The 26,377-nt window shown below is 69.6% G+C and carries 25 protein-coding genes; 15 read left to right on the top strand and 10 right to left on the bottom strand.

Annotation, left to right across the window (positions count from 1 at the left end):
- Nucleotides 1–23: 23 nt before the first annotated feature.
- Complete coding sequence (locus H4W80_RS43905) at nt 24–3,149, top strand: AfsR/SARP family transcriptional regulator (RefSeq protein WP_192790466.1); 3,126 nt, start codon at nt 24–26, stop codon at nt 3,147–3,149.
- Nucleotides 3,150–3,152: 3 nt separating this feature from the next.
- Here H4W80_RS43905 and H4W80_RS43900 read toward each other — a convergent pair whose 3' ends face one another.
- Entirely contained in the window at nt 3,153–3,596 is a 444-nt protein-coding gene (locus H4W80_RS43900) for an SRPBCC family protein (RefSeq protein ID WP_192790465.1), read from the bottom strand.
- Between the two features lie 96 nt (nt 3,597–3,692).
- Between H4W80_RS43900 and H4W80_RS43895 the strand changes: the two genes are divergently transcribed.
- Genes H4W80_RS43895 through H4W80_RS43880 form a run of 4 tightly spaced genes read left to right on the top strand, consistent with a single transcriptional unit; the run spans nt 3,693 to nt 7,484 of the window.
- Nucleotides 3,693–4,907 (top strand): amidohydrolase family protein, encoded by a 1,215-nt coding sequence (locus H4W80_RS43895; RefSeq protein WP_192790464.1) that lies wholly within the window; start codon nt 3,693–3,695, stop codon nt 4,905–4,907.
- A gap of 11 nt (nt 4,908–4,918) precedes the next feature.
- Nucleotides 4,919–5,962, top strand: coding sequence for an alpha/beta hydrolase (locus H4W80_RS43890; RefSeq protein WP_192790463.1), 1,044 nt, complete (start codon nt 4,919–4,921; stop codon nt 5,960–5,962).
- Nucleotides 5,963–6,002: 40 nt separating this feature from the next.
- Nucleotides 6,003–6,629 (top strand): TetR/AcrR family transcriptional regulator, encoded by a 627-nt coding sequence (locus H4W80_RS43885; RefSeq protein WP_225963986.1) that lies wholly within the window; start codon nt 6,003–6,005, stop codon nt 6,627–6,629.
- A 15-nt stretch (nt 6,630–6,644) separates the two neighbouring features.
- Nucleotides 6,645–7,484 (top strand): NAD(P)H-binding protein, encoded by an 840-nt coding sequence (locus tag H4W80_RS43880; RefSeq protein ID WP_192790462.1) that lies wholly within the window; start codon nt 6,645–6,647, stop codon nt 7,482–7,484.
- Between the two features lie 130 nt (nt 7,485–7,614).
- On the opposite strand, the gene H4W80_RS43875 is transcribed toward H4W80_RS43880, so the two are convergent.
- Nucleotides 7,615–8,457, bottom strand: a complete 843-nt coding sequence (locus tag H4W80_RS43875; RefSeq protein WP_192790461.1) for an SDR family NAD(P)-dependent oxidoreductase — start codon at nt 8,455–8,457, stop codon at nt 7,615–7,617.
- A gap of 91 nt (nt 8,458–8,548) precedes the next feature.
- Between H4W80_RS43875 and H4W80_RS43870 the strand changes: the two genes are divergently transcribed.
- A complete protein-coding gene (locus tag H4W80_RS43870; RefSeq protein ID WP_192790460.1) occupies nt 8,549–9,127 on the top strand; it encodes a TetR/AcrR family transcriptional regulator in 579 nt (192 codons plus the stop codon).
- A gap of 254 nt (nt 9,128–9,381) precedes the next feature.
- Here the strand turns inward: H4W80_RS43870 and H4W80_RS61755 are convergent, their stop codons facing one another.
- From H4W80_RS61755 to H4W80_RS43855, 3 genes are all read right to left on the bottom strand, one after another.
- The gene (locus H4W80_RS61755) at nt 9,382–9,543 is read right to left on the bottom strand and encodes a Cif family virulence factor (RefSeq protein WP_225963985.1); all 162 of its coding nucleotides are present in this window, start codon (nt 9,541–9,543) and stop codon (nt 9,382–9,384) included.
- Nucleotides 9,544–9,959: 416 nt separating this feature from the next.
- Nucleotides 9,960–10,592: an HAD family hydrolase gene (locus H4W80_RS43860; protein ID WP_192790459.1), complete on the bottom strand. Its 633-nt coding sequence runs from the start codon at nt 10,590–10,592 to the stop codon at nt 9,960–9,962.
- Between the two features lie 786 nt (nt 10,593–11,378).
- Nucleotides 11,379–12,389, bottom strand: coding sequence for a LacI family DNA-binding transcriptional regulator (locus H4W80_RS43855; protein ID WP_192790458.1), 1,011 nt, complete (start codon nt 12,387–12,389; stop codon nt 11,379–11,381).
- A 225-nt stretch (nt 12,390–12,614) separates the two neighbouring features.
- Here H4W80_RS43855 and H4W80_RS43850 point away from each other — a divergent pair, with 225 nt between their 5' ends.
- The 6 genes from H4W80_RS43850 (at nt 12,615) to efeB (ending at nt 19,081) form a co-directional block, all read left to right on the top strand.
- On the top strand, nt 12,615–13,901 hold the full coding sequence (locus H4W80_RS43850) for an extracellular solute-binding protein (RefSeq protein WP_192790457.1): 1,287 nt from the start codon (nt 12,615–12,617) through the stop codon (nt 13,899–13,901).
- Nucleotides 13,898–14,857, top strand: coding sequence for a carbohydrate ABC transporter permease (locus H4W80_RS43845; protein ID WP_192790456.1), 960 nt, complete (start codon nt 13,898–13,900; stop codon nt 14,855–14,857). Before H4W80_RS43850 ends, H4W80_RS43845 begins: the two co-directional genes overlap by 4 nt.
- Nucleotides 14,854–15,696, top strand: a complete 843-nt coding sequence (locus tag H4W80_RS43840; protein WP_192790455.1) for a carbohydrate ABC transporter permease — start codon at nt 14,854–14,856, stop codon at nt 15,694–15,696. The genes H4W80_RS43845 and H4W80_RS43840 overlap by 4 nt, the downstream gene beginning before the upstream one ends.
- A 137-nt stretch (nt 15,697–15,833) precedes the next feature.
- Complete coding sequence (gene efeU, locus H4W80_RS43835) at nt 15,834–16,667, top strand: iron uptake transporter permease EfeU (RefSeq protein ID WP_192790454.1); 834 nt, start codon at nt 15,834–15,836, stop codon at nt 16,665–16,667.
- Between the two features lie 11 nt (nt 16,668–16,678).
- The gene (gene efeO, locus H4W80_RS43830; protein WP_192790453.1) at nt 16,679–17,812 is read left to right on the top strand and encodes an iron uptake system protein EfeO; all 1,134 of its coding nucleotides are present in this window, start codon (nt 16,679–16,681) and stop codon (nt 17,810–17,812) included.
- Between the two features lie 15 nt (nt 17,813–17,827).
- Complete coding sequence (efeB, locus tag H4W80_RS43825) at nt 17,828–19,081, top strand: iron uptake transporter deferrochelatase/peroxidase subunit (RefSeq protein ID WP_192790452.1); 1,254 nt, start codon at nt 17,828–17,830, stop codon at nt 19,079–19,081.
- Between the two features lie 360 nt (nt 19,082–19,441).
- Here efeB and H4W80_RS43820 read toward each other — a convergent pair whose 3' ends face one another.
- The 4 genes from H4W80_RS43820 to H4W80_RS43805 all read right to left on the bottom strand — a co-directional run bounded on the left by H4W80_RS43820 (nt 19,442) and on the right by H4W80_RS43805 (nt 21,710).
- Entirely contained in the window at nt 19,442–19,789 is a 348-nt protein-coding gene (locus H4W80_RS43820) for a hypothetical protein (protein ID WP_225963984.1), read from the bottom strand.
- Nucleotides 19,786–20,247 (bottom strand): hypothetical protein, encoded by a 462-nt coding sequence (locus H4W80_RS43815; protein ID WP_192790451.1) that lies wholly within the window; start codon nt 20,245–20,247, stop codon nt 19,786–19,788. Before H4W80_RS43815 ends, H4W80_RS43820 begins: the two co-directional genes overlap by 4 nt.
- A 289-nt stretch (nt 20,248–20,536) precedes the next feature.
- On the bottom strand, nt 20,537–20,806 hold the full coding sequence (locus tag H4W80_RS43810; protein WP_192790450.1) for a DUF7336 domain-containing protein: 270 nt from the start codon (nt 20,804–20,806) through the stop codon (nt 20,537–20,539).
- 1 nt (nt 20,807) lies between these two features.
- Nucleotides 20,808–21,710, bottom strand: coding sequence for a hypothetical protein (locus H4W80_RS43805; RefSeq protein WP_192790449.1), 903 nt, complete (start codon nt 21,708–21,710; stop codon nt 20,808–20,810).
- A 373-nt stretch (nt 21,711–22,083) separates the two neighbouring features.
- Between H4W80_RS43805 and H4W80_RS43800 the strand changes: the two genes are divergently transcribed.
- Complete coding sequence (locus H4W80_RS43800) at nt 22,084–23,355, top strand: ATP-binding protein (RefSeq protein ID WP_318787331.1); 1,272 nt, start codon at nt 22,084–22,086, stop codon at nt 23,353–23,355.
- Between the two features lie 81 nt (nt 23,356–23,436).
- Here H4W80_RS43800 and H4W80_RS43795 read toward each other — a convergent pair whose 3' ends face one another.
- Nucleotides 23,437–24,354 carry a hypothetical protein gene (locus tag H4W80_RS43795; RefSeq protein WP_192790448.1) on the bottom strand — a complete coding sequence of 306 codons (918 nt, stop codon included), beginning with the start codon at nt 24,352–24,354 and terminating at the stop codon, nt 23,437–23,439.
- A gap of 113 nt (nt 24,355–24,467) precedes the next feature.
- Between H4W80_RS43795 and H4W80_RS43790 the strand changes: the two genes are divergently transcribed.
- Together H4W80_RS43790 and H4W80_RS43785 are read left to right on the top strand one after the other, a co-directional pair.
- On the top strand, nt 24,468–25,433 hold the full coding sequence (locus H4W80_RS43790) for an STM4015 family protein (protein ID WP_318787330.1): 966 nt from the start codon (nt 24,468–24,470) through the stop codon (nt 25,431–25,433).
- Nucleotides 25,433–26,377 carry an STM4015 family protein gene (locus H4W80_RS43785; protein ID WP_192790447.1) on the top strand — a complete coding sequence of 315 codons (945 nt, stop codon included), beginning with the start codon at nt 25,433–25,435 and terminating at the stop codon, nt 26,375–26,377. Before H4W80_RS43790 ends, H4W80_RS43785 begins: the two co-directional genes overlap by 1 nt.

Raw genomic sequence — 26,377 nt, 5'->3', positions numbered from 1 at the left:
AGGCCGCGCATAAGGTGACGTGCATGCGTTTTGGGGTGCTGGGTCCGCTGGCCGTGTGGACGGACGCCGGCGAGAGCGTCACGGTTCCCGGGCTCAAGGTACGGGCGCTGCTCGTGGACCTGCTCGTCCACGAGGGCCATCCCGTGTCCGCGGACCGGCTGGTCGACGACCTGTGGGGCGCGGAGCCGCCGGGCAATCCGGCCGGGGCGCTGCAGGTGCGCGTCTCGCAGCTGCGCAAGGCGTTCGAGGACGCCGAGCCCGGCGGCAAGAACCTCGTCGTCTCCCGCGCCCCCGGCTACCTGCTGCGCCACGAGGACGGGGCCGTGGACGCGGCGCGCTTCGCCGCCCTGCTGGCCCGGGCGGAGGCCAGTGACAGCCCGAGGACCAGGGCGGGGCTGCTGGCCGACGCGCTGGCGCTGTGGCGGGGGCCGGCGTACGCCGACTTCGCCGACGAGGAGTACACCAGGTCGGCCATCCTGCGCCTGGAGGAGCAGCGGCTGTCCGCGCTGGAGCAGCACGCAGAGGCGCGGCTGGAGCTGGGCGAGCACGGGCTGCTGGTGGGCGAGCTGGGCGACCTGGTGGCCAGGCATCCGCTCAGGGAACGCCTGCGCGCCGTCCACATGCGGGCCCTCTACCGCGCGGGACGCCAGAGCGAGGCGCTGGCCTCGTACGGCGAGCTGCGGGACCGGCTGGCCGACGAGCTCGGCCTGGACCCGGGACCCGAGCTGGTCGCCCTGCACCAGGCGATACTCGGGCAGGACCCGGCCCTGAGCGTGCCCGCCGACCGCCCCGTCACGAACCTGCCCGCCCCCGTCAGCAAGCTCATCGGCCGGGACGAGGCGCTGGCCGAGGTGTGCGCGCTGGTGGGCGACGAACGGCTGGTGACGCTCACCGGCAGCGGCGGGGTGGGCAAGACCCGGCTGGCGCTGGAGGCCGCGAACCGGCTGGTGGACGGGTTCGCGGACGGGGCCTGGCTGGTCGCGCTCGACCAGGCGTCCCGCTCCCCCGTCGAGGCCGTCACGGCGGCGCTGGACATCAGGGAGGACGCGGCCTCCGCCGACCCGCTGGGGCCGCTGGCCGCCGCGCTCAGGGCCAGGCGGATGCTGCTGGTCCTGGACAACTGCGAGCACGTGGTCGAGCAGGTCGCCGAGCTGGCCGAGGCGCTCCTGCGCGCCTGCCCCGACCTGCGGATCCTGGCCACGAGCAGGGAGCCGCTGGCCGTGGCCGGCGAGGTGCTGTGGAGCGTGCCGCCGCTCGACGTGCCGGGCAGCGCCGACCTGGCGGTCATGGCGCGCTCGGACGCGGTCAGGCTCTTCGTCACCAGGGCCGCGGCCTCGGCCCGCGGCTTCGCGCTCGACGCGCGCAACGCGGCGGCCGTGGCGCAGCTCTGCCGGCGGCTCGACGGCATCCCGCTGGCGCTGGAGCTGGCCGCGACCCGGGTGCGGGCGCTGGGCGTCCAGGGCGTGGTGGCCAGGCTGGACGACCGGTTCAAGCTGCTGGCCTCGGGGCAGCGGGGCGCGCCGGCCCGCCAGCAGACGCTCACCGCGGTGATCGACTGGAGCTGGGAACTGCTGTCCGAGGACGAGCGCCGCGTCCTGCGCCGCCTGGCCGTGCACGCCGACGGCTGCACGCTGGAGGCCGCCGAATCCGTCTGCGACGCCCCTGAGCTCGACGTGCTCGACCTGCTGGCCCGCCTGGTCGACCGCTCGCTCGTGGTCGTCGTCGAGGCCCCCGCCGGCGTCCGGTACCGGCTGCTGGAGTCGGTGTCGGAGTACTGCCGGGCCAGGCTGTCGGAGGCGGGCGAGCTCGACCGGGTACGCCTCGCGCACCTGCGCCACTACCTGGCGCTGGCCGTGGCGGCCGAGCCGGAGCTGTACGGGCACGACCAGCGGGACTGGCTGCTGCGCCTGGACGCGGAGGCCGCCAACCTGCGGGCGGCGCTCGACACGGCGGTCGCCGGCAAGGACGCCGACGGGGCGGCCCGGCTGGTGAACGCGCTGGCCTGGTACTGGTTCCTGCGCGGCCGGCTGGCCGAGGGCCGGCGGTCGCTGGCGGCGGCCCTGTCCGTCGAAGGGGACGCCTCGCCGGTACGGGCCAGGGCGGCGGCCTGGGAGGCCGGGTTCGCGCTCATGCTGGGCGAGGAGGTCGACTGGGAGCCCGTGCTGGCGGCGGTCGAGGATCCGGGCGACCGGGCCAGGGCCGAGCTGTTCGTGGGCATGCACGTCAAGGACATGCCGACGGGACAGGAGCTGGTGGGCCGGGCGCTGCCCGCGTTCAGGGAGACCGGCGACCGGTGGGGCGTCGCGGCGGCGCTCGCCAGGCAGGCCAGGGACGCGTTCACGACGCGCGACATCGAAGCGCTCGAACGGACCGGCGAGGAGAGCGCGCGGCTGTTCACCGAGCTGGGCGACCGGTGGGGGCTGCTGCAGGCCACCGCCTGGCTGGCGTCACTGGCCGAGATGGCGACCGACGCGGAGCGGGCCACCCGGCTGTTCGGCGAAGGGCTGCGGATGGCCGAGGACCTGGGGCTGTGGCCGGAGGTCTCCACGCGCATCGCCTGGCTGGGCTGGATCGCGATGCAGACCGGCGACTACGACCGGTCGATGGAGTTCTGCGAGCGGGCCATGAAGCTGGCGCAGAGCCAGGGCTACGTGGAGGGCGCGATCATGGGCGAGATGGGCCTCGCCTTCGCCGCGCGCCGGGCCGGGCTGCTGGATCTGGCCGAGACGCACCTGCGCCGGCTGCTCGAAGGGGTGCCGCGCGGCCCGGGCGTCGAGCCCCCCTTGTACGTGCCGGACACGCTGATCGAGCTGGGCTACCTCACGGAGCTGCGCGGGGACCCCGCCGCGGCCATGGAGATGCACGTGGAGGCGCTGGCCGCGGCCCGCAGGATGGGCGATGTCAGGACGATGGCGTTCGCCGTGGAGGGCGCGGCCGCGGCCTCGGGGCCGACCGAGAAGGCGGCCGTCCTGCTGGGGCTGGCGGCCGCCGCCAGGGAGCGCAACCAGACCCCCGCGGGGGCGGCCGAGCGGGCCGACGTCGAGCGGGCGGCGGCCAGGGTACGCGAGGCGCTCGGCGAGGAGGCCTTCGCGGCCGCGTACCGGCAGGGCGCCGCCCGCAAGCTCGACGAGGCGGCCGACCTGCTCTGAGGGCTAGGCAAGGTACTCGGCCAGCCGGTCGAAGAACTCGATCCAGCCCGCCTTGGCCTGCTCGGCGTGCGCGGCGTCGGTGTTGACGCCGTACTGGTGGAAGCGCATCCCCGTCTTGCCGTCCACCTCGGTGAAGTCGATCGTGACCACCGACGCCGGGCCCTCGCCCGGGTTGTCCGGGTCGCCCGTGGTGAACACCAGCCGCTCCGGCTCCGTCACCTCGCGGTAGGTGCCGTCCAGCGTCGCCTCGAACCCCTCCTCGCCCACCAGCGTGGCCCGCCAGACGCCGCCGGGGCGGGTGTCCAGGGTGATCCGGCCGACCGGCGTGCTCAGCATCCGCGGCCCGAACCACCGCGAGAAGCGCTCCGGCTCGGTCCAGGCGGCCCACACCAGCTCGCGGGGGGCGTCGAAGAGGCAGTTGATCTCGTACTCGGCGGTCTGGGTCATCGTTGCGTCCTTTCCGGTTGTTCGATGTCTCCAAGGTCGCAGGGCGCGCTTCAGATCTCCTTCTCGTCGCCTTAAGGCGCGTGGCAGGCTGGCGGTATGAGGATCATTCGCGCCGCCAGAGTGCTCACCGGCCGGCCCGGAGAGGTGATCGCCGACGGCGAGGTCCTCCTCGACGGCGACCGGATCGTCTCCGTGGGGCCGCGCGGCAGCGGGGGCGAGGCCGCCGAGGTCCTCGACCTGCCGGGCCACACGGTGCTGCCCGGGCTGATCGACGCGCACGTCCACCTGGGGTTCGACGCGAAGGTCGACCCGGTGACGCGGCGCAGCCCCGAGAGCGACCACCACCTGCTGTTACGCATGGCCGAGAACGCGCGCAAGCTCGTCTCCGCCGGCGTCACCACCGCCCGCGACCTGGGCTCGCGCGGCTTCCTCGATCTGGCCCTGCGCGACGCGATCGAGGAGGGCCTGGCCGTCGGCCCGCACATCGTGGCCGCCACCAGGCCCATCACGATCACCGGCGGCCACTGCTGGTACATGGGCGGCGAGGCCGACGACGAGCCCGCCATCCGCCGCGTCGCCAGGGAGAACCTCCGGGCGGGCGCCGACTGCCTGAAGGTGATGGCCTCCGGCGGCCTGATGACGCCGGGCGCGCCGCCGAGCTGGGTCCCGCAGTACGGCACCGAGCAGCTCAGGGTCGTCGTGGAGGAGGCCGCGTCGCGCGGCAAGGGCGTCGCCGCCCACGCCCACGCGCACGCCTCCATCCGCAGCTCCATCGAGGCGGGCGTCACGACCGTCGAGCACTGCACGTTCTTCGGCCCGTCGGGGCACGAATACGACGCCGAGCTGGCCGACCTCGTCGCGGCCAGCGGCACGTACGTGTGCCCCACGGTGCACGGCGTGTTCTGGCGGATGCGCGAGACCTACGGGCCCGAGATGATCGATGCCTGGCTGCACACGGTGTCCGCCATGCGGGAGGCCGGGATCCGGCTCGTCGCGGGCACCGACGCCGGGTTCGCCAACGGCGGCATCCCCAACGAGACCGACGGCTACGTCGCCGGTCTGGAGGTGTTCGCGCAGGCCGGGTTCGGCCACGCGGAGATCATCGAGATGGCCACCGTGCGCGCCGCCGACGCCTGCGGGGTGGGCGGGGTGACCGGCAGCCTGGAGGCGGGCAAGCGGGCCGACCTGATCGCGGTCCGGGGCGATCCGCTCGAACGCCTGGCCGACCTGCGCAAGCTCACACTCGTCCTGGTCTCCGGTCGTTCCGTCACGCAGGCGGGCATCGACACGGTGACCTCGTCCGCCGGCTGAGAGGATTCTTCATGCTGCCCTGGTCCGCCGAACTGGCCGGCCGTCTCGACCACGACGTCATCGACAGCGCCCTGCTGCGCGGTAACCCGCTGGGGGACCCGCACGAGCGCCCGATCATGGTGTACGTCCCGCCCGGGTACGACGACGATCCCTCCCGCCGCTACCCCTCGATCTACGTGCTGCTCGGCTACACCGGCCACGTCGCCATGTGGCTGAACCGGGCTCCGTTCCGGCAGCCGTACCCGGAGCTCGCGGACGCCGTCTTCGCCTCAGGGGAGGCCCCGCCCGCGATCGTCGTGTACGTGGACGCGTGGACCGCGCTCGGCGGCAGCCAGTTCCTCGACTCCCCCGGCACCGGGCGCTACCACTCCTACCTGCGGGACGAGGTCGTGCCGTGGGTGGACGCCCGCTACCGCACGATCGCCGACCGCGACCACCGGGCGGTCACCGGCAAGTCGAGCGGCGGCTACGGGGCCATGGTCACCGCGATGCTGGCGCCCGACGTGTTCGGGGCGCTGGCCACGCACGCCGGTGACGCGTTGTTCGAGGTGTGCTCGCGCCCGTCGTTCCCCGAGGTGGCGCGCAGGCTGCGGGACATGTACGGCGGCTCGTACGACACCTTCCTCGCCGACTTCCGCGGCCGCCTGGCCGGGACCAAGGAGGGGGACCTGGAGCTGCTGGAGATGTACGCGTACGCGGCCGCCTACTCCGCGGACCCCGACGGGACCGTACGCCTGCCCTTCGACGACACCGGCGCCGTCGTGCCGGAGGTGTGGGAGCGCTGGCTGTCGTGGGATCCCGTGCTGATGGCCCCCCGGCACGCCGAGGCCCTGCGATCGATGCGGGCGATCTGGGTGGACGCCGGGAGCAAGGACGAGTACTTCCTGGACTTCGGGGCGGTGGCGTTCCGGCGGGCGCTGGAGGCGGCGGGCGTCAAGGACGAGAACGTCTATTTCGAGCTCTTCGACGCCGGCCACGGCGCCATCGAGTACCGCTACCCGCTCGCCCTCGCCTGGTTGTCCCACCGCCTGACGGGCTCTCAATCATCCAGGTGACACTTGTCAACCAAATGATTGATGCTCTACCGTTCCACGCATGGCGGCACGGAGGGCGCCGCGCCCTGAGGAGCGCGGCAAGGCGGCGGAGCTGACGCGGGAGCGGATCCTGCGGGCCGCCGTGAGCGAGTTCGGCGAGAAGGGATATTCCGGCGCGCGCACCGCCGGGATCGCCGCCCGCGCCGGCGTCAACCAGCAGCTGATCTCCTACTACTTCGGCGGCAAGCAGGGGCTGCTGGAGGAGCTGCGGCGGCGCCGGCAGGCGGACGAGGCCTCGTCCGACGCCGCGTCGGCTTCGTTCGCGGAGTCGGTCGGGGCCCAGCTGGCGCGCACGCTCGACGACCCGGAATGGGCGCGGCTGGTGGTGTGGCAGGCGCTGGGCGACTGCCCGTTCGCCGACGCCGAGGAGGGGCAGCGGTACGCGCAGGCGCAACGCGCCCGGATGGCCGAGTCGCTGGAGCGGATGCGCGGGCGGCAGGCGGACGGGGAGGTCACCGGGCGGGTCGATCCGGCGTTCGCGCTGCTGGTCGCCTACGCGGTGGTGTTCGCGCCGATCACGATGCCGCAGTTCGTCCGGGACATCTTCGGCGACGAGCCGCTCTCGCCCGAGGTGCGCCGCCGCTTGCACGATGAGCTGGTCAGGCTGCTCGGCCCGGCCGAGGATTAGGGAGGTTCTGCGGCAATGGTGATGGTGGTCTTCGGGGCTCGCGGCAGTGTGGGGCGCCATGTCGCCGCCGGTCTGCTGGCGGCCGGCGAACGGGTGCGGGTGACGAGCAGGGACCCGGGCAAGGGCGGCCTGCCCGATTCCGCGGAGGTCGTGGCGGCCGACCTGGAGCTTCCCGAGACGTTGCCGGCCGCGCTGGAGGGCGCCACGAAGGTGTTCGTGTACGCCAAACCGGACGGTGTCGAGGGCTTCGTCGAGGCCGCTAGGTCGGCCGGGGTGCGGCAGGTGGTGCTGCTGTCGTCGGCGGCGATCGTGATGGAGGGCTCCGAACGCAACCCGATCGCCGTGCAGCACCGGATCGTCGAGACGGCCGTGGAGAGCTCGGGGCTGGACTGGACGTTCATCCGGCCGGGGATGTTCGCGACGAACACGCGGTGGTGGTGGCAGGCGACGATCCGGGCCAGGGGCGTGGTGCGCCTGCCGTACCCGGAGTCCGAGACCGCCCCCATCCACGAGAAGGACCTGGCGGCGCTCGCGGTGACGGCGTTGACGGAGCCCGGGCACGAGCGGCAGGCGTACACCGTGTACGGGGTGGAGTCGCTCACGTTGCGGCGGCAGGTCGAGCACATCGGGGAGGCGATCGGGCGTCCGATCGACATCGAGGTGGTGTCGGAGGCGCAGGCGCGGGAGGAGATGGGCCGGACGGTGCCGGCGGTCGGCGTCGAGGTGATCATGAAGCAGTGGGCGGCCCGTGACGGCATACCCGCGCCGACCTCGACGGTGGTGGAGAAGGTGACCGGCCACCCGGGGCACACGTTCGCCGAATGGGCCGCCGACCACGCGGACGACTTCCGCTGAGAGGCGGGTCGAGCCTGAGCGGCTTGGCGGCGGTCACCCCCGCGATCGACCCGACCAGCGCCCGACCCGACCCGCGTGATCACGATCGCCCGCCCGAACGGCCCTCCCCCGATCCGCACCGCCGCGCGCGTCACCGAGTCGCGGCGATCTGTCCGAGCAGGTCCGTCGTCACGCGGTCGAGGCGAGCCGCGGCGGCCGGGTCGAAGTCCTTGCCGGTCAGCGGCAACGGCTTGCCGCGCATGTAGGCGGTGACGGCGGGTCCGGGCGCGGTGTCCAGCAGTGCGGTGATCGGCTCGATCGCCTTGCCGACCGGCATCGCGAAGAACCGGGCGAGCGTCTTGGTGACGGCACGCCTGGGTTGCGGCAGCGGGTCGGCCATGCTCGTGTTCACGAAGCCGGGGTTGTAGAGGACATAACGCGTACGGGCGGCCGGGTAGCGGGCGGGGAAACCGGCTCCGAGCAGGTCGTTGCAGCGAGAGGACTGCATCGCCGCGCGCATCCCCGTGTAGCCCTCGCGCCATTGGAGGTCGTCCCAGTTGACGCGGCCCGGCAGGCCACCGGGTCCGGCGATGTTCATCACGACGGGCGCCTGCGCGCGTTCCAGGTGCTCCATCAGGCCGTGGCCGATGACGAACCGGCTCAGGTAGGCCAGCGCGAAGGTGAATTCCAGCCCGTCCGCCGTCTCTTCGCGCTTGGGGCGGAACCGCTGGGCCGCGAACACCAGCCCGTCCACGGCCTCGGCGGTCGCCGCCACCTCCTCGACCACCTGCCGCATCCCCGCGACGGTGCTCAGGTCGGCACGGAGGAACACGGCCCTGCCCTCGGCGCCGAGCCCGCGCGCCTCGGCGAGTAAGGCACGTCCCTTCTCCTCCCCGCTGGCCACGGCGATCACTCTGTCCCCGCGGCGCAGGAACCGCAGCGCCAAGCCCTTGCCCATGCCGTCCGTGCCGCCGGTGATCACGTAGGTACGCATTGCCGAACCCCCTCAAGTCATCGATCGGTGACAAGAATGCTAGGGCCCGGCGACCTGCTAAGTCAACGATCGATGACTTATGATGACCTGCATGAACCAGCCGAAACGCCGCGACAAAGCCGCCACCCGCGCCAAGCTGCTCGACGCCGCACGCCTGCGCTTCGCCCGCCAGGGCTACGACGGCACGGGCGTACGTGAGATCGCGGCCGACGTGGGTGTCGATCCGGCTCTCGTCTTCCGCTACTTCGGCTCGAAGGAGCGACTCCACGAGGAGGCCGTACGCGTGGAGATCCCGGCCGGCCTCACGGACGATCCGGCGCGTCCGCTCCCCCACATCACCGACACGCTGCTGCACGACGTCGTCTTCGCCGACTGGGAGCAGTTCGCCGGCGAGCACCCACTCCTGGTGATGCTGCGCTCCGCGGGCCACCCGGCCATCCGCGACCAGTTGCGTACGCAGATCTGCGAGGGCTACCTGCCCGACTTCGCCGCGCGGATGGGCGGCGAGAACCCCGCCCTGCGGGCCGAAATGGTGGGGGCGCTCCTGCTCGGCATGGGCGTGATGCGCTCGATCCTCGGCAGCCCCGCCCTGAGCGAAGCCTCCTTCGAGGAGACGCGCGTACTGGTCGCCCGGCTGGTCACGGCCTTGAGCGATCAGCCCCCTCGATAACTCCACGGTTACATGCGCTTTTTGTCGTTGTTCGACAGGTTCCCTGCGCCCGATCCTCAGTGCCTATGGCGATGATCAACCCCTCCCGCGGCCAGCCCTGCCGGACACTACGGTGCTCATCGAAGGCGACGAGATCATTTCGGTCGGAGAGCCGGTGCCGACACGAACACGGTCGAGGAGGTGACCGGTGGCCCCGCGCGCGCCGACAGGCGACGGACGCGGAACAATGCGGCCGAGTTCGCCCGCTGAGCCGGTCAGGCTGTGCCGTGGGGGTTGTCGATGACGTAGCGCCATTGGCCGTCGGGGCCGTGGCGGACGACGTCGGTGGCGGTGCCGCTCATGTCGAGCTCGGAGCCGTCGCGTGCCGTGCCGCGCATCGACCGGTCCACGATGAGCAGGGCGATGTTACCGGCCACGTACACGTGTCTCGGACGCGCCTCGATCGGCAGCCCGAAGCTCTGCAGGTGCTGGTTGGCGGCGAGACGCGGGGGCGGCGACGGGGTGGCCGGACACCGGGACGAGGACCGGCGTCGTCCTCGTAGACGTGGTCGATCGCCTGGGGTCACCGTTGTTCATGGCCGCGACAAAGCGGGCGCCAGCGCTGCCCTGCGGTGCCCGGCCTCGAACTGGATGGCGAGGGACCGATGCCTGTACGGCCTTCCCAAGGTCCTGCACCTGGAGGCGGGGGAAGAGCGGCCGTGGGATGGGAAGGCTGCAGGGTACGGCACGGCGACGGGACGATATCTGGAGCGATCCCGACCATGCCCGCTACGAGCTCTAGTGCGAGGCTTCATTCCGGACTGTAGCGGCCTCGTGACAGGACTACCCAGGGTTAAGTGACAATGGCCGCCAGCTCTGTCAGCGTGGAGATCTGCCAGTCAGCCGCCGCGGCGTCCGGCGTGCCCGCCCAGAGGTGGCCCCATGGCCCGCGGCGGATGTGGGCGGTGCGCAAGCCTGCCGCCTTGGCCGGGCCGACGTCGTTGGCCGGGTGGTCGCCCACGTACACGATGTGGTCCGGTGGGGCCTGGGTGAACTCGATCAGGCGGGCGAAGAAACCAGGGTCGGGCTTGGCGACGCCCCACTCGCCGGACGTGGCGACCGCATCCACCGGGAGACGCAGCGCCCGCAGCAGCTCGGCGGCCCGCTCCGTCTGGTTCCCGGCGATCACGAGGCGGTGGCCCGCTGCGCGTAGCGCGATGAGGGCTGGGCGAACGTCGGGATAGAGGTCGTCCTCCTCTATCCGCTCGCCACGGCCAGCGGCCTCTCGGGCGGCGTACTCGGCGTCAAGGTCGATGTCGGGCTGGAGCAGACGGAGGGCGTCGGCGTTGTCTCGGCCCTGGGCGACAACGGCGCCGACCAGCGCAGAGAGGGTGTGGCGAGGGATGTCGAGCCAGTCGGCCCACGAGGCCCAATAACGGTCGTCTCGGACTATCGTTTCTCCGACGTCGAAGGCGATGGTGAGCACAGGCAGAGCCTATGGGGTGCTCCGTGGGCCTGTACCGCGCACCTCGAAGATCGCTGCCTGGGCGATGGCGCCATGTAAATGCCGTCAGAACAGGCTCCGACTTGATCGCTTCCGGCGAGTCATGGATCTTCGCGGATCGCCACCGTAAGTGCGGCTACCGTCGAAACACTTCAGCTGACAGCTACGGATCAGCAAGCATCCCGGCCATAGGTCGTCATGCCGCGGTGAAGGGGGTGAGCGCTCATGACACGCCTTTCATGCTCTGCAGAGTACGGCGAGGCAGGTTACTCGCGGGGCTCCCGTTGCACCGATGGCATGCTTACCCCGCATCCGGATGCTGCCAGCGGATGGGGCGTCACCTCTCCGCGGCGTCCACATCATCAACCAGGGCCACCCGAATACTGCATGGGGCTGGCGCCCAGCGGTACGACCGCTTCTTGCTCCGGGATACTGCGACGGTCTGGAGCAGCGCCAGGCGCTGAGCAAGTCGTCGCGCCCCCTGAGGCCGAGCGAAGCGAGGCCCGCTCGGGGCGGGCTCCAGCAGGCCAGACCGGTAACCGGGTCACGGGTGGGCGATGGCGCCGCAAGGCGCGGGGGGTGCGCCGAAGGCGCCTGAAACAAGAAGCGCCTGAGCCCCGGGTGCGAAGCGCCCCATGCGAAGACCTTTGCGCGCCGTCAGGCGCGGCCGGGGACGAGCGGAGCGAGGACCGGTCGGGGTGGGGTCCAGCAGGCCCACCATCCAGATGGGCAACGGGTGGGTGAGCGTCGGCCCACCTACCCGGATGCCTACTCGTGGCGGGCTGTGCTGTCTCGGACGATGAGTTCTGTCGCCAGCTCGACCCGCTTGGTCTCCGGGACCTCGCCGCGGCCCATGGCCAGGACCGTGCGGGTGGCCAGGGCGGCCATCTCCTGCAGCGGCTGGCGTACCGTGGTCAAGGGTGGCCAGGCCGACTTGGACAGGGGCAGGTCGTCGAAGCCCACGACGCTCAGGTCCTCGGGGACGCGAAGGCCGCGCTGGCGGGCCGCCTCGAACACGCCGAAGGCCATCAGGTCGCTCCCCGCGAAGATCGCCGTCGGGGGCTCGTCCAGGGAGAGCAGCGCGTGGCCCTCGTCGTGGCCCGACTCCACCAGGAACGTGCCGCGCCGGATCAGCTCCGGTTCGATCGGCACCCCGGCCGTCTCCAGGGCCGCGCGGTAGCCGTCCACGCGGGCCTGGCTGCACAGCATGTCCGTGGGGCCGCTGATCATGGCGATGCGCCGGTGGCCGAGTTCGAGCAGGTGGCGGGTGGCGGCCAGGCCGCCGTTCCAGTTGGTGGCCCCGACCGAGACGACGCCGGGGGCGGGCTCGCCCTCCGGGTCGACCACGGCGAACGGGAGCGAGCGCGCGCTGAGCTGGGCCTGGATGCCCGTGGACAGGCGCGAGGCGACGATGACCACGCCGTCGGTACGGCGGGCGGCCAGGCGTTCGAGCCAGTCGCGGCCCGGTCCGGCATGGGTGTGCAGGACGGAGATGACCACGCTGGCACCGGCCTCGTGGGCCGCGCCCTCCGCACCGCGCACGATCTCCATGGCCCACGGCGACTCGATCTCGGCGAAGACCAGGTCGACCAGGCCGGCCGGGGTGTCGTCCTGGCTGATGCGCCGCTGGTAGCCGTGTTCCTGCAGGAGTCGTTCGACTCGATGGCGGGTCGCCGGAGCGACCTCTGGACGTCCGTTGATGACCTTGGACACCGTCGGAATGGAGACCCCGGCCTCTTCCGCGATCAGTGCGATCGTCACCCGCCGCTTCGCTGACACGTTCGGGAGTGTATCCGAAAGTTTCGGTTTGGGATCGCTCCCACTCAAGGTGTTGACGCTTTACGCAGCGTTTACCTACGATCCAGGCAGCGAAACTATCGGGGTGGTAACGAAACTTTCACGCGCGGTGCGTCGTACCGTGCCCCATGAGTCACGCTGAGTCCCAGGAATCACGTGCAGGGGGTCCGTACGGCAGGCCGGGCCAGTCTGAGGAGAGGACCCCTGATGAAACGCAGTCTGGTGTTGATCGCGACCGCAGTGCTCATAACCGGCTGCGGCGGTGGGGGCGGTGGAGGCAGCAGCACGGCCCCCCAGCAGGGCGGCTCGGCCGCCAAGGTCGCTCTTGAATGGTGGCACCTGTCGACCACGGAGCCGCTCAAGTCCCTCTGGGCGCAGCGGGCCAAGGAGTTCGAGGCCAAGCATCCCAACGTCACCATCAAGGCGACGGTTCTGGAGAACGACGCGTACAAGGCCAAGCTGACCACGATCACGCAGTCGGGCAAGGCCCCCGACCTGTTCGCCACGTGGGGCGGCGGCGTGCTCAAGCAGCAGGTCGACGCCGGGCTGGTCAAGGACATCTCCTCCGACGTCGCCGACGTCCTGCCCAACTTCACGCCGGCCGCGCTCAGCGCGTACCAGATCGACGGCAAGACGTACGGGCTGCCGACCGACATCGGCCTGGTCGGCTTCTGGTACAACAAGAAACTCTTCGCCAAGGCCGGCATCACGCAGCCGCCCGCCACGTGGTCGGCGTTCCTCGAGGACGTCAAGAAGCTGAAGACGGCGGGCGTCACCCCGATCGCCCTGGCCGGCAAGGAGAAGTGGCCGGGCCACTACTACTGGGCCTACCTCGCCATGCGCATCGCCGGCCTCGACGCGCTCAAGCAGGCGGCCGTCGACCACGACTTCAGCAAGCCCGACTTCGTGGCCGCCGGGCAGCAGGTCAAGGCGCTGGCGGACCTGCAGCCGTTCCAGAAGGGCTTCCTCGGCGCGGGGTACGGCACCCCGGACGGCCAGGCGGCCACCGTGGCGAACGGCAAGGCCGCCATGGAGCTGATGGGCCAGTGGGCGCCCTCCGTGCAGAAGGACGCCGGCAAGGGCCTCGGCGACGACCTGGGCTTCTTCCCCTTCCCGGCGGTCGAGGGCGGCAAGGGCTCGATCTCCGACGCGTTCGGCGGTGGCGGCGGCCTGGCCGTGGGCGCGGACGCCCCGGCGGAGGCCGTGCAGTTCGTGAAGTTCATGACCGAGATGGACAACCACTCCAAGGCCGTGGCGGCCGGCGGCGTGCTGCCGGTGCTCAAGGGCGAGGAGAGCGCGGTCAAGGACCCCAACCTCAAGCAGGTGGCGACCGCGCTGGCCGCGGCCGGCGGCTACCAGCTCTACCTCGACCAGGCCTACCCGCCCGCCGTCGGCCAGCAGGTCAACGACAGCGTGGCCGAGCTCATCGCCGGTACGAAGACGCCGGAGGAAGTCGGCAAGGCCATCACCGAAGTGGCCAAGAGCGAAGGATGACGACCCTCATCAAGGGGCCGGAGGCGGTCACGCTTCCGGCCCCCGCCCCTGCCGCCAGGCGGCGCGGCCGCTGGGTGACCATCGCCCTGTTCCTGCTGCCCGCCCTGGTCCTCTTCCTGCTGCTGGTCGTCGCGCCCATCCTCGTGGCGTTCTACGCCAGCGTGTTCAGATGGAACGGATTCGGCGGCCTGCCGACCAACTTCATCGGGCTCGACAACTTCACCCGGCTTTTCGGCACCGAAATTTTCGGCCAGGACCTGTGGCACCTGCTGGTCCTCGTGCTGCTGTCGGTGTGCATCCAGCTCCCGTTCTCGCTGGCCATCGCGATGCTGCTGAACCAGCGCATCCGCGGGCGGGCGCTGTACCGGGTGGTGTTCTTCGCGCCGTACGTGCTCTCCGAGGTCATCACCGGCGTGCTGTTCTCGCTGATCCTCTCGCCCGAGTCCGGCCTGGCGAACCAGTTCCTGTCGGTGTTCGGGCTCGACTCGGAGTGGCTGGCCGACCCTGACACCGTGATGCCGTCGCTCTTCCTGGTGATGATGTGGAAATATTTCGGCTTCCACATGATGATCTATCTCGCGGGGCGGCAGAGCATCCCGAACGAGCTCATCGAGGCCGCCCAGATCGACGGGGCCACGAGCTGGAAGACGTTCCGGCACATCACGTTGCCGCTGCTCGGGCCCACGATCCGGATCAGCGTCTTCCTCTCCGTCATCTACACGATCCAGCTGTTCGACCTGGTGTGGATCCTCACCCAGGGCGGGCCGTCGCACTCGTCCGAGACGATGGCCGTCACGATGATGGACTGGGGCTTCAAGCGCTCCCAGGTCGGCTACGCCAGCGCGATCAGCGTCGTGATGTTCGCGCTCAGCCTCGTCTTCGCCCTCGTCTACCAGCGGTTCGTGATGCGCCGCGACCTGGAGGGCGCGACCACCTCGATGGGAGAGCGCCGATGATCCATCGGAAGAAGTCCTCGCCGCGGCGCAACACCCTGCCGCTGCATCTGATCGCGTGGGTCGTCGGCCTGTTCATCATCATCCCGGTGGTGTACGCGCTGATCGGCGGCTTCAAGTCCACCAGCGAGCTGTCCACCAACCCGCTCGGGCTGCCCGACACCTGGGCGACGGGCAACTACACCGACGTGATCGGCTCCGGCTCGTTCTGGCTGCAGCTGTGGAACAGCACGTTCATCGCGGTCGTGACGACCGTGCTGACCGTCGGGGTGTCGGCGCTGGCGGGATTCGTCTTCGCCAGGTTCGCCTTCCGTGGCAGGGAGCTGTTCTTCACGCTGTTCACGGCCGGGCTGATGTTCCCGTTCGCGGTGGCCATCCTGCCGATCTTCGTGCTGCTGCGCACGTTCGGGCTGCTGGGCAACCCGCTCGGCGTGATCCTGACGCAGGCGGCCTTCGGCCTGCCGCTGACGATCATCATTCTGCGCGGCTTCTTCCGCGGTATCCCGGGCGAGATCGAGGAGGCGGCCATCATCGACGGCTGCAGCCCGTTCGGGTTCTTCTGGCGGATCCTGCTGCCGATGGCCAGGCCGGCCATCGCCACCGTCTCGGTGCTGGCCATCGTGGGGAGCTGGAACAACTTCATGCTGCCGCTCGTGGTCTTCAACGAGGAGTCGAGCTGGACGCTGCCGCTGGGCATCCAGCAGTTCCAGGGCCAGTACGCCTCCGACACCGCCCGCATCCTGGCCTATCTCGTCCTGGCCATGGTGCCCGCGCTCGGGTTCTACGCCGTCGCGGAACGTCACCTCGTCGGCGGCCTCACCGCCGGCGCGACGAAGGGATGATCACCTTCCACCTGCGAACGTGACTCGCCGCACACTGTCGCTTCCGGCCCTTGCGCTAGGTATGCTTCGCCTGCCCTAATTTAGGTAAGCCTTTCCTCAGGGAATGCCAAGCAAAACCTCAGCTAACGGGAGTAACGGTGTTCGCCAGTTACCTCATCGGACTGCGCGAAGGTCTCGAGGCGACACTCGTCGTCTCGGTCCTGGTCGCTTTCCTGGTCAAAAGTGACCGCAAGGACAAGCTCCCGCAAGTGTGGACGGGAGTGGGCGCGGCCGTCGCGCTGTCCGTGGGGTTCGGAGCACTCCTGACGTTCACCGCCGCCCACCTGGGACACACGGGGCAGGAGCTGTTCGACGCGATCACCTCGCTGCTCGCCGTCGTGTTCGTCACCTGGATGATCTTCTGGATGCGGCGGGCGGCCCGCGCGCTCTCCGGCGAGCTGCGGGGCAAGCTCTCCGAAGCGCTGGAGCTGGGCTCCATCGCGGTGGTCGTGATGGCCTTCCTCGCCGTCGCCCGCGAGGGGCTGGAGACGGCGATCCTGTTCTTCGCCTCCGTGCAGGGCGCCGTCACCACGCCGGAGCCGCTCATCGGCATCAGCCTGGGGCTGCTCACGTCCGTACTCATCGGCTGGGGCCTCTACCGCAGCGCCGTGAAGATCAACCTCACCAAGTTCTTCACCTGGACGGGGCTGCTGCTGATCCTCGTGGCCGCGGGCATCTTCAAGTACGGCGTGCACGACCTGCAGGAGGCCAACCTCCTGCCCGGCCTGAGCACGTACGCCTTCGACATCAGCGGCGTCATCCCCGCCGACTCCTGGTACGGCACCCTGCTGTCGGGCATGCTGAACATCACGCCCCAGCCCAGCGTCGCCGAGGTCATCGCCTGGGTCTGCTACCTCGTCCCGACCCTCTTCTTCTTCCTGCGCAACACGCGGGTGAAGTCCACGCCGTCGCCCGCTTCCTCCGCGGCCTGAACAGGAGCACCATGCGCACCCCCATCCGCCTGTCCTTCGGGGCGCTCGCCCTGGCGACGCTGGCCGCCTGCGGCTCGGGGAACACCCCCGCCGCCTCCTCCGCCCCCGCAGGGCCTGGCAAGATCACCGTGGCCGCGTCGGACACCGAGTGCAAGGTCGGCGCCGCCGAGGTCGAGGCCGGCACCACGACGTTCACGATCACGAACGGCGGCACCAAGGTGACCGAGTTCTACGTGTACGCCCCGGGTGACCGGGTCATGGCCGAGGTGGAGAACATCGTTCCCGGGCTGACCAGGGAGCTCATCGCCGAGCTGCCGGCGGGCGCGTACGAGACCGCGTGCAAGCCCGGCATGATCGGCAAGGGCATCCGCAACGCGTTCAAGGTGACCGGCGAGCACAAGGCGCTCACCGAGGACGCCGAGCTCTCCGACGCGGTCGCCAGCTACAAGCGCTACATCAAGTCGCAGAGCGACACGCTGCTGGTCAAGACGCAGGAGTTCGTGGACGCGGTCAAGGCCGGGAAGATCGACAAGGCCAAGGAGCTGTTCCCGGTCGCGCGTACGTACTGGGAGCGCATCGAGCCGGTGGCCGAGATCTTCGGCGACCTCGACCCGGCCATCGACGCCCGCGAGGCGGACCTGGCCGACGGCCAGGAGTGGACCGGCTTCCACAGGATCGAGAAGGACCTGTGGATCAAGAAGGACATCAGCAAGGACGGCGCCGTCGCGGACAAGCTGATCGCCGACGTCAAGACGATCGTGGACAAGTCGAACGCCGCCGAGCTGACCCCCCTGAACCTGGCCAACGGCGCCAAGGAACTCCTCGACGAGGTGGCCACCGGCAAGATCACCGGCGAGGAGGACATCTGGTCGCACACCGACCTGTGGGACTTCGACGCCAACCTCGAAGGCTCCAAGGCGGCCGTGCAGTCGCTCAGGCCGGTGCTGGAGGACCGGGCTCCCGACCTGGTGAAGACGCTGGACGAGAAGTTCGCGGCGGCCGAGGCGGCGCTCGACGCGCACCAGAAGGGCGACGGCTGGAAGCTGCACAACGAGCTGTCCAAGGCTGAGCTGAAGACCCTGTCGGACGCGATCAACGCGCTGGCCGAGCCGATCAGCAAGATCGCGCCGGTCATCACCAAGTAGCGGGAGGTTCCGGCAATGAGCCAGCGGGTGAGCCGCAGGGGGCTGTTCGGGCTGGGGGCCGCGGGCGCCGCCGTGGTCGGGGCCGGTGTCGTGGCCTCGAACACGCTCTTCGAGGAGCCGCCGGTCGCGCACGCCTCCTCGACCTCCGACCCGTTCCCCTTCTACGGCGAGCACCAGTCGGGCATCGTCACTCCGGCGCAGGACCGGCTGCACTTCGTGGCGTTCGACGTCACCACGAAGAAGCGGGCCGAGCTGATCGAACTCCTCCAGGAGTGGACGGCGGCGGCCGCGCGGCTCACGCAGGGCAAGGAGGCGGGGTCGTACGGGGCGGTGGGCGGCGCGCCGGAGGCCGCGCCCGACGACACGGGCGAGGCGCTGGGGCTGCCCGCGTCGGGGTTGACGCTGACGATCGGGTTCGGGGCGTCGCTGTTCGACGACCGCTTCGGGCTTGCGGACAAGCGGCCCGCGGCTCTCGCCGACTTGCCGAAATTTCCGGGAGAGCAGCTCATTCCGGAAATTTCCGGTGGGGACATCTGCGTGCAGGCGTGCGCCCACGACCCCCAGGTCGCCGTGCACGCCATCCGCAACCTGGCCAGGATCGGCTTCGGCAAGGTCTCCGTACGCTGGTCGCAACTCGGCTTCGGCCGTACGTCGTCCACCTCCCGCTCCCAGGCGACGCCCCGCAACCTGATGGGCTTCAAGGACGGCACCAACAACCTCAAGCTGGAGGACGCCGCCCTGCTCCGCGACCAGCTGTGGGCCTCCGCGCAGGACGGCAGCGACTGGATGGCGGGCGGCTCCTACATGGTGACCAGGAAGATCCGGATGGGGATCGAGACCTGGGACCGCACGTCGCTCGTGGAGCAGGAGCAGATCTTCGGCCGGGACAAGGGCGAGGGGGCGCCGCTGGGCAAGAAGGCCGAGTTCGACCCGGTGGACTTCGCGTCGAAGGGGGCCGACGGGCAGCCGTACATCAAGGACGACGCCCACGTACGGCTCGCCCACCCGACCTCCAACGGCAACGCGCACCTGCTGCGCCGCGGCTACAACTTCGTGGACGGCTCCGACGGCCTCGGCCGCCTGGACGCGGGCCTGTTCTTCATCGCCTACCAGCGCGACCCGCGCAAGCAGTTCGTACCGATCCAGATGAACCTGGCCAAGCACGACGCCCTGAACGAGTACATCAAACACGTCTCCAGCGGCCTGTTCGCCTGCCCACCAGGCGTCCGCGACGCCGGCGACTACTGGGGCCGCACCCTCTTCGGATAGTCAGCAGTAGGTTGCGCGGCAGCACCCACCCGTTGCCCGATTACCGGGTGGGCCTGCTGGACCCCGCCCCGAGCGGTCCTCGCTGCCGCTCGGGCGCCTTCCCGGGGCGCGCCTGGCGGCGCGCAAGGTCTTCGCAGTGGGGCGCTTCGCGCACGGAGCTCAGGCGCTGCTTCCAGTCGGGCCAAAGCCCCGACCTTTGTCGGGCTTCGCTCCGCTCAGACGCCCCCACCAAAGCGCAGGCTCTGCCTGCGACGGCATTCTTCGTGAGGGAGACCCGGTGAGCGTGGATCCGTTAATCGAGGCAAGGCCCGCTGTCAGTGACGGAGACCTGCCAGGCTCCCGACCGCGGGATGGCGGCGATCAACGGCGTTGGTCGGTCTGCTTTGGGTGTCCGGTTCCCGCACGCGTGATCCACAAGGTGCGTTGCTCGTCGTCGATCGCGTACCACAGCCGCCCGCCGGACGTCGCTTCGTACTGCCACTGTTCGAGTGCTGCACCAGCCACTTTTACGATGCCGAGCGCACCTTTGAGCGGGTGCTGCCGGCAATCCACACGTCGAGGATCGCTGGTGATGGCCACCCATGCCCGGTCCAGATTTTCCGGAGCCTGGGCGAGCAGATGCGTCCACCCCTCGGCGGCGCGGCGATCGGCGAATCGAACGCGCCAGGGGTTGGGGCGCGGAACGTCGTCTCCTCGGCCTGCCATCACGAATCGTCTTTCGGGCGCGCGACCTCCGCCCCGTCGCCGGCGAAGGGCCCCTGCAACTCACCGGCAAGGTGCGGATCGCTCCAGATCACCGCGGTGGAGCGCCATGAGGTCAACGACCTACCGAAAGGCAGCAACTCTCCCGTGTCCGCGCCCGCCATCAGGTGGCTGAGCAACTCACGTACGCACTCCTGACGTTCCGTTTCGGGCAACCAGGTGAGCCAGGGAAGCTCCTCCGCGAGGACTTCCTCCGCGAGTGCGCTGTTGCGGCGAGCGACGATGGCCAGCGCGCGAGCGGCGATCCGCAGGCTGGTCATCCCGGCCTGGAATCGCTCGGCGCGCATCAGGATGAGGTTCTCGTCATCGCGTCGTTCGAGGATGACATCAGCGTTGTCCAGTGTGGGAAGCACCTCAGAAGGGCCTCTGAGGAACGCGCTGTACGGAAAGCTCTTAGTCGTCACCTCAGCAGGTTATCTGAAGTAGTTCAGATGTCGACCCCCTCACCCTGTCCGCCACGCTGGTAATCGCGCACGGCCGTGCAGAGCGGCATTGCTGGCTGCACCCTGGTTCTTGGTAGTGCCAGCCTTGCCGCCGCGCCGCCGTGGAGCATGAACAGCGTCCTCGTCCCGCCCGGACCGCACCTGCCAGCATCAAGCATTCACCCGCTGGTTCCATGGATGCGCAGCCTGGCCTGCTGTACCGCACATCGCGCCGAACTCGGGTTTTCGGACTGCTCCTGTCCCGCGAGGCTCATTCCGTCACATAGCCCGACGCCCAGGCGTCTTCGTCGACTTCGACCTCGGCAGACCAGAAACAGTCAGGCTCGTCTCGAAACCCGGGAAGTTTTCGTGCCGCCCTGATGCGCTGTTCGACACGACCTGGTGTCGAATAGACGCCCAGCAGTTTGACGTCGTCCCCCAAATCCTCACGAGCCGAGAATTCGCCATCCTCGAAGTGCGGGACATTTCCGGCTTCGTCCACCGCGACGTGGTGGACATGCCACAGGACGTACACCTTCACGCTACTCGGCCTCGCCGAGGTCGAAGGCGACGTCGGCGAGCCGGACCGTCCCCACGTCGGAGTCGTCCAGAAGCTTGCGTAAGTCGGCGAGTTTCCAGCGGTCTACGACGAGCCCGTATACGAGGCCCTCCTTTGCCGCCTCGCTGAGCCACGCGTAGTCCAGCATGAACGCGCTGAGGTCGTCGCCCTCGTCAAGCCGCCCGACCCACTGGCGAAACCCCGCCAGCGCCGCCTCGGGCTCGGTCTCGCACTGATAGGCGAAGTCCTCTCGGATGTAGTCCTCGGTCATGCCGCGATTCCAGACGACCGCGTTCAACGGGGTTTCGCTGGTGGAGTCGTCGTAGTAGTACGGGGCGTAGATGTAGGAGACGTCCGCCCCTCCGCAGATCTTGTGCCTCCGGTTGAAAGCGACGAGCCGCTCGCTGGTCATCGGCTGTGCGAACTCGACGACCGCGACGGCCTTGAGCGTCTGGGGAAGACCGTCGATGGTCTGCCGGACATCTCCTGAGTCGACGGCGGTGTCCGGTACCACGGAAGAGACCGCATCGCCCAGGCTGCCGGACGGCCCGTCGAGGGAGGGGGCCCGGACGGTGCCGAACAGGCTCGGCACGATCTCGTACTCCCGCCGGCCCTCGCTGAGACCGGCTCGGCGCGGCTCGCCGTGCAGGGTGTAGGTGGTGTTCAGCAGCCATCCGGCGTCGCCCTGACCGTACGGCAGGCGTTTGTCCGGGTTCGCAATGCGGGCGGCCGTGCCGTACACCAGGCCCATGCGCTCGTCGTCGTCGACGAACACCGACAGAACCCGGTCGGCCGCGCTGAAGGCCAGGTACAGCGCCGCGGTGACGGCGAGGACCTTGACGAGAGACCAGGCTACGTACGCCCAATTGGGCTCTCTCCCGTTCATCGGCGCGCTCCTGCCTGCGGTCTAGATCAAATCGGATACGGCGCACGATAGCGGCTGTGATGCGTGGAGACTGTCGGGGTGGAGTGTCCGCCGGTTCTGGTAGGACAGGAGCGAACCCATGGGACCCATGGGGGTGTCCTGGTCACGAGCGGCGCGCCTCCTGGACTGATCCGGAACCGGCGACAGCGCCCCGACCTCGCCTTTTCTGAGGGCCGTAGTAGGCGGGTGGCCCGAACCCTTCGCTGGGGACACTCTCCGGCAGAACGCCCACACATCCTTCGGCAGAACGCCCACGTAATGTACGGCAGAACGCCCACAAGGCTAGCGGCAAACTGCCCACACGGGCAGGTGAGCTGCGGTAATCTGCGTCAGTGTGACACAGCCGGTTCTGTTCTCTCGCCGCGCCCAAGCCATGACGCTGGAAGCATTGGCGGACACACGGGTGGTCGTCGTCAACGGCGCTCGGCAAGTGGGAAAGAGCACGCTGGCGAGCTTGATCGCCGGCCAGGTGGACGACGCCCGCCAGCTCTACCTGGATGACCCCGCGGTCCTGGCCGCGGCCGAAGAGGACCCCGTCGCCTTCGTCCGGCACGACGCACTTCTGCTGATCGATGAGATCCAGCGTGCCCCGCAACTACTCCTGCCGATCAAGCACGAGGTCGATCGGGATCCGCGTGCAGGCCGTTATCTCCTCACCGGTTCCGCACGCCTGCTGGACCTACGCGATCTGCCGGACGCCCTGCCCGGCAGGACGGAGACCATCGAGTTGTGGCCGCTGTCCCAGGGGGAGATCGACAGCGCTCCGGACGGATTCGTGGACTACGTCTTCACACATGGCGTCGACGTTTCCATGCAACCCTGCTCGCTCCGTAAGCCTGACTACGTGGACAGGGCCCTTCGCGGCGGCTACCCGGAGGCGGTCCGGCGGGACCCTGGACGCAGACGCAACAGGTTCTTCGACTCCTACATAACTGATCTGATCACCAGAGACGTCCGCCAGATCTCCGACATCGAACGTCCAGCGGAGATGCGCAGGCTTCTCAGCGTCATAGCGGCCCGGATGGGCGGACTGGCGGTGGTCCAGTCGATCGCCGGCGACGTGGGGCTCCCTCGGATGACGCTCTCCCGCTATTTGGACCTCCTGGAACTGGTCTTCGTGATCAAACGCATACCGGCCTGGTCGTCGAATCTCACTCGCCGCGCCATCTCCACGCCCAAGCTGCTCGTCACAGACAGCGGACTCGGCGGCCGGCTCATCGGCATGTCACCCGAACGCGCCAGAGACGTCACCGCCCCCGTCGGCCCACTGCTCGAGAATTTCGCGATCGGTGAGGTGGCGCGTCAGCTCACCTGGGCCAACGAATCCGTCCAGCTGTTCCACTACCGAGACCGCGACAAAGTGGAGGTGGATGTCGTCCTGGAGCACGCATCCGGCGAAGTGATCGGCATTGAGATCAAAGCCGCCGAAACCGTGCGAGGCGACGACTTCCGTGGACTGCGTCACCTGGCCGACCGGCTCGGAGCGAGATTTCGCGCTGGGTTCGTCCTCTATACCGGCGAACAGGTCCTGCCTTTCGGCGACAGGCTGCGCGCACTCCCCATGGCGTCCTTGTGGACGCTCGGCAACACGACCGAGAGGGAATAATAGCCAGGATCGAACCAGTTCGAGTTTCCGGCCTCGTCTACGGCGACGTGGTGGACATGCCACAGGACGTACGCCTTCGTGCTACTCATCCCCGTCGAAGTCGAAGTCGAAGGCGACGTCGGCGAGCCGGATCGTCCGCACTTCGGAGTCGTCCAGGAGCTTGCGCAGGTCGGCGAGCTTCCAGCCGTCGACGACGAGCCCGTGTACGAGACCATCCTCGGCCGCCCAGTTGAGCCACCGGTAGTCCAGCATGAACGCGCTGAGATCGTCCCACTTGTCGAGCTGCCCCACCCACTTGCGGAACTCCGCCAGCGCCGTCTCGGGCTCGGCCTCGCACCGATAGGTGAGTTCCCCCTGGATGAGGTCCTCGGTCATGTCGCGGTTCCAGACGACCGCGTTCAGCGGGGGATCGTTGCTGGAGTCGTCGTACTCGCTCCGGGACGGGGCGTAGACGTAGGAGACGTCCCTCCCTCCGCAGATCTTGTGCCTGAGGTTGAAGGCGATGAGTTGCTCGCTGGTCATCGGCTGCTCGAACTGCACGACCGCGACCGCGTCGAGCGTCTGAGGAAGAGCGTCGATGGTCTTCCGAACGTCTTTCTTGACGACGTCGGGTCTCGTCTCCAGGACAGTGATCGCGTAGGAGAAGCTGCCGGACGGCCCGTTGAGGGAGGGGGCCCGGACGGTGCCGAACCAGTTCGGCACGATCTCGTACTCCTTCCCTCCCGCGCTGTGACCGGCCCGGCGCGGCTCGCCCTCCAGGGTGTAGGTGGTGTTCAGCAGCCATCCGGCGTCGCCATGCCCCTCCCACAGGCGCTTGTCCGGGTTCGCGACGCGGGCGGCCGTGCCGTACACCAGGGCCGTCCGCTCGTCGTCGTAGTCGGCGAACAACCACAGAACCCGGTCGATCGTGCTGAAAGCCAGGTACAGCGCCGCGGTGACGGCCAAGACCTTGACCAAGGACCTGGCCACGTACGCCCAGTCGGGCTCCCTCACGTTCATCGGCGTGCCCTCCTAGATCAAATCGGGTACGGCGCACCATAACTGGTGGGACGGAAGTGCCGGCAGGTTCTGGTAGGACAGGACGCGTCAGGCCCCCGACCCGAGGATCATCCGTGACCGACGACGACAATCCGAGCCCCTCGGACCGCTACACCGAGACCTACGCCGGCCTGCCGGTGGCCGAGGTCGCCAGGGACGAGGTCGGGCCGCAGACCGACGCCGGTTCCGTGGCGTGGCGGCTCAGCGCCGGCAGCTCGGGCGACGGCCCCATCGCCGAGTGCTTCGACCGGTTCTTCGAGCACGTCGACACCGCGAAGGTCACGGCCATCGTGATCGGCGCGTGGGAAGACTGCTACAGCGACAGCAGTGCGCCCATCGTCCGCCGCCTGGCCGACGAGGCCGGCAGGCTGCCCGAGCTGCGCTCGCTCTTCCTGGGTGCGATCTCGTCGGAGGACTGCGAGATCTCCTGGATCCAGCAGTCCGACATCACGCCGCTGCTGGAGGCGTACCCGAAGCTGGAGCGGCTGGAGGTGCGCGGCGGCTCCGCTCTCCGCCTGCGGCCGGTGCGGCACGAGGCGCTGAAAGTGCTGCGGTTCGAGACCGGAGGGCTGCCCGGAGAAGCCGTTCGCGCCGTGGCCCTCAGCGAGTTGCCCGCGCTGGAGCACCTGGAGCTCTGGCTGGGCGTCCCCGAGTACGGCGGCGACAGCAACGTCTCTGACGTCGAGCCCATCCTCAGGGGCGATCGGCTGCCCGCGCTGCGTCATCTGGGGCTGCAGGACAGCGAGATCCAGGACGATCTCGCCGCCGCCGTAGCGTCGGCGCCGATCGTGGCCAGGCTCGAGACGCTGAGCCTGTCGATGGGAGTGCTCACCGACGCTGGGGCGGAGGCGCTGCTCAGCGGCCAGCCGCTGACCCATCTGCGCGTGCTCGACCTGCATCACCACTACATGTCCGACGAGATGATGCGGCGGGTGATCGAGGCGCTGCCCGGGGTGGAGGTCGACGTCTCCGAGAACGAAGAGCCAGACGTGGACGAAGAGGACGGCGAAGTGTGGCGTTACGTGGCGGTGGACGAGTGATGCGGGAGTTCGACGAGCAGCCCAGCCACTACGAGACCTACGACCAGAGCTACGTCGGCCTGCCGGTGGCCGAGGTGCCATGGCAGGGCGACGAGAAGCCGCCCGAGGCCGGGTCCGCTGCCTGGCGGCTCAGCGCCCACACCTACGACGACGACCTCCCCGACCTCATCGCCGAGTGCTTCGACTGGTTCTTCGAGCACGTCGACACCTCGCAGGTCACCGCCGTCGTGATCGGCGGGTGGGAGGAGCCCTACGACACCGACAGCAGTGAGATTGTCAGCCGGCTGGCCGACGAGGCCGGCAGGCTGCCCGAGCTGCGCTCGCTCTTCCTCGGCGCGATGTCGCCGGAGGACTGCGAGATCTCCTGGATCACGCAGTCCGACATCGCGCCGCTGCTGGAGGCGTACCCGAAGCTGGAGCGGCTGGAGGTGCGCGGCGGCACCGGTCTGCGGTTCTCGCCGGTGCGGCACGAGGCGCTGAAGGTGTTGCGGTTCGAGACCGGAGGACTGCCGGGCGAGGCGGTTCGCGGGGTCGGCGCGTGCGACCTGCCCGCGCTGGAGCACCTCGACATGTGGTTCGGGGTCGACACGTACGGCGGTGACGCCACGGTCGGCGACGTCGCCGGAATCCTGAGCGGGGAGCGGTTGCCCCGGCTGCGCCATCTGGGGCTGCAGAACAGCCAGATCCAGGACGAGCTCGCCGCCGCTGCGGCGTCCGCGCCGATCGTGGCCGGGCTCGAGACGCTGAGCCTGGCGATGGGCGTCGTCACCGACGCCGGAGCGGAGGCGCTGCTCAGCGGCCAGCCGCTCACCCACCTGCGCCGGCTGGACCTGTCTCGCCACGCCATCGGCCCCGAGATGAGAGCCCGCCTGACCGCGGCGCTGCCGGGCGTCGACGTCGACCTGTCCGGCCCGGACTCGAGCTACGTGGCCGTGACGGAGTGA

This window comes from Nonomuraea angiospora (genome assembly GCF_014873145.1).
GTDB lineage: Bacteria > Actinomycetota > Actinomycetes > Streptosporangiales > Streptosporangiaceae > Nonomuraea > Nonomuraea angiospora.
This window is presented reverse-complemented; position numbering and strand designations above follow the sequence as displayed.

Excerpts from the sequence above, each read along its gene's own strand:
- H4W80_RS43905 (WP_192790466.1), top strand. The coding sequence starts at position 24 with ATGCGTTTTGGGGTGCTGGGTCCGCTGGCCGTGTGGACGGACGCCGGC.
- H4W80_RS43900 (WP_192790465.1), bottom strand. The coding sequence starts at position 3,596 with ATGACCCAGACCGCCGAGTACGAGATCAACTGCCTCTTCGACGCCCCC.
- H4W80_RS43895 (WP_192790464.1), top strand. The coding sequence starts at position 3,693 with ATGAGGATCATTCGCGCCGCCAGAGTGCTCACCGGCCGGCCCGGAGAG.
- H4W80_RS43890 (WP_192790463.1), top strand. The coding sequence starts at position 4,919 with ATGCTGCCCTGGTCCGCCGAACTGGCCGGCCGTCTCGACCACGACGTC.
- H4W80_RS43885 (WP_225963986.1), top strand. The coding sequence starts at position 6,003 with ATGGCGGCACGGAGGGCGCCGCGCCCTGAGGAGCGCGGCAAGGCGGCG.
- H4W80_RS43880 (WP_192790462.1), top strand. The coding sequence starts at position 6,645 with ATGGTGATGGTGGTCTTCGGGGCTCGCGGCAGTGTGGGGCGCCATGTC.
- H4W80_RS43875 (WP_192790461.1), bottom strand. The coding sequence starts at position 8,457 with ATGCGTACCTACGTGATCACCGGCGGCACGGACGGCATGGGCAAGGGC.
- H4W80_RS43870 (WP_192790460.1), top strand. The coding sequence starts at position 8,549 with ATGAACCAGCCGAAACGCCGCGACAAAGCCGCCACCCGCGCCAAGCTG.
- H4W80_RS43850 (WP_192790457.1), top strand. The coding sequence starts at position 12,615 with ATGAAACGCAGTCTGGTGTTGATCGCGACCGCAGTGCTCATAACCGGC.
- H4W80_RS43845 (WP_192790456.1), top strand. The coding sequence starts at position 13,898 with ATGACGACCCTCATCAAGGGGCCGGAGGCGGTCACGCTTCCGGCCCCC.
- H4W80_RS43840 (WP_192790455.1), top strand. The coding sequence starts at position 14,854 with ATGATCCATCGGAAGAAGTCCTCGCCGCGGCGCAACACCCTGCCGCTG.
- efeO (WP_192790453.1), top strand. The coding sequence starts at position 16,679 with ATGCGCACCCCCATCCGCCTGTCCTTCGGGGCGCTCGCCCTGGCGACG.
- efeB (WP_192790452.1), top strand. The coding sequence starts at position 17,828 with ATGAGCCAGCGGGTGAGCCGCAGGGGGCTGTTCGGGCTGGGGGCCGCG.
- H4W80_RS43805 (WP_192790449.1), bottom strand. The coding sequence starts at position 21,710 with ATGAACGGGAGAGAGCCCAATTGGGCGTACGTAGCCTGGTCTCTCGTC.
- H4W80_RS43795 (WP_192790448.1), bottom strand. The coding sequence starts at position 24,354 with ATGAACGTGAGGGAGCCCGACTGGGCGTACGTGGCCAGGTCCTTGGTC.
- H4W80_RS43785 (WP_192790447.1), top strand. The coding sequence starts at position 25,433 with ATGCGGGAGTTCGACGAGCAGCCCAGCCACTACGAGACCTACGACCAG.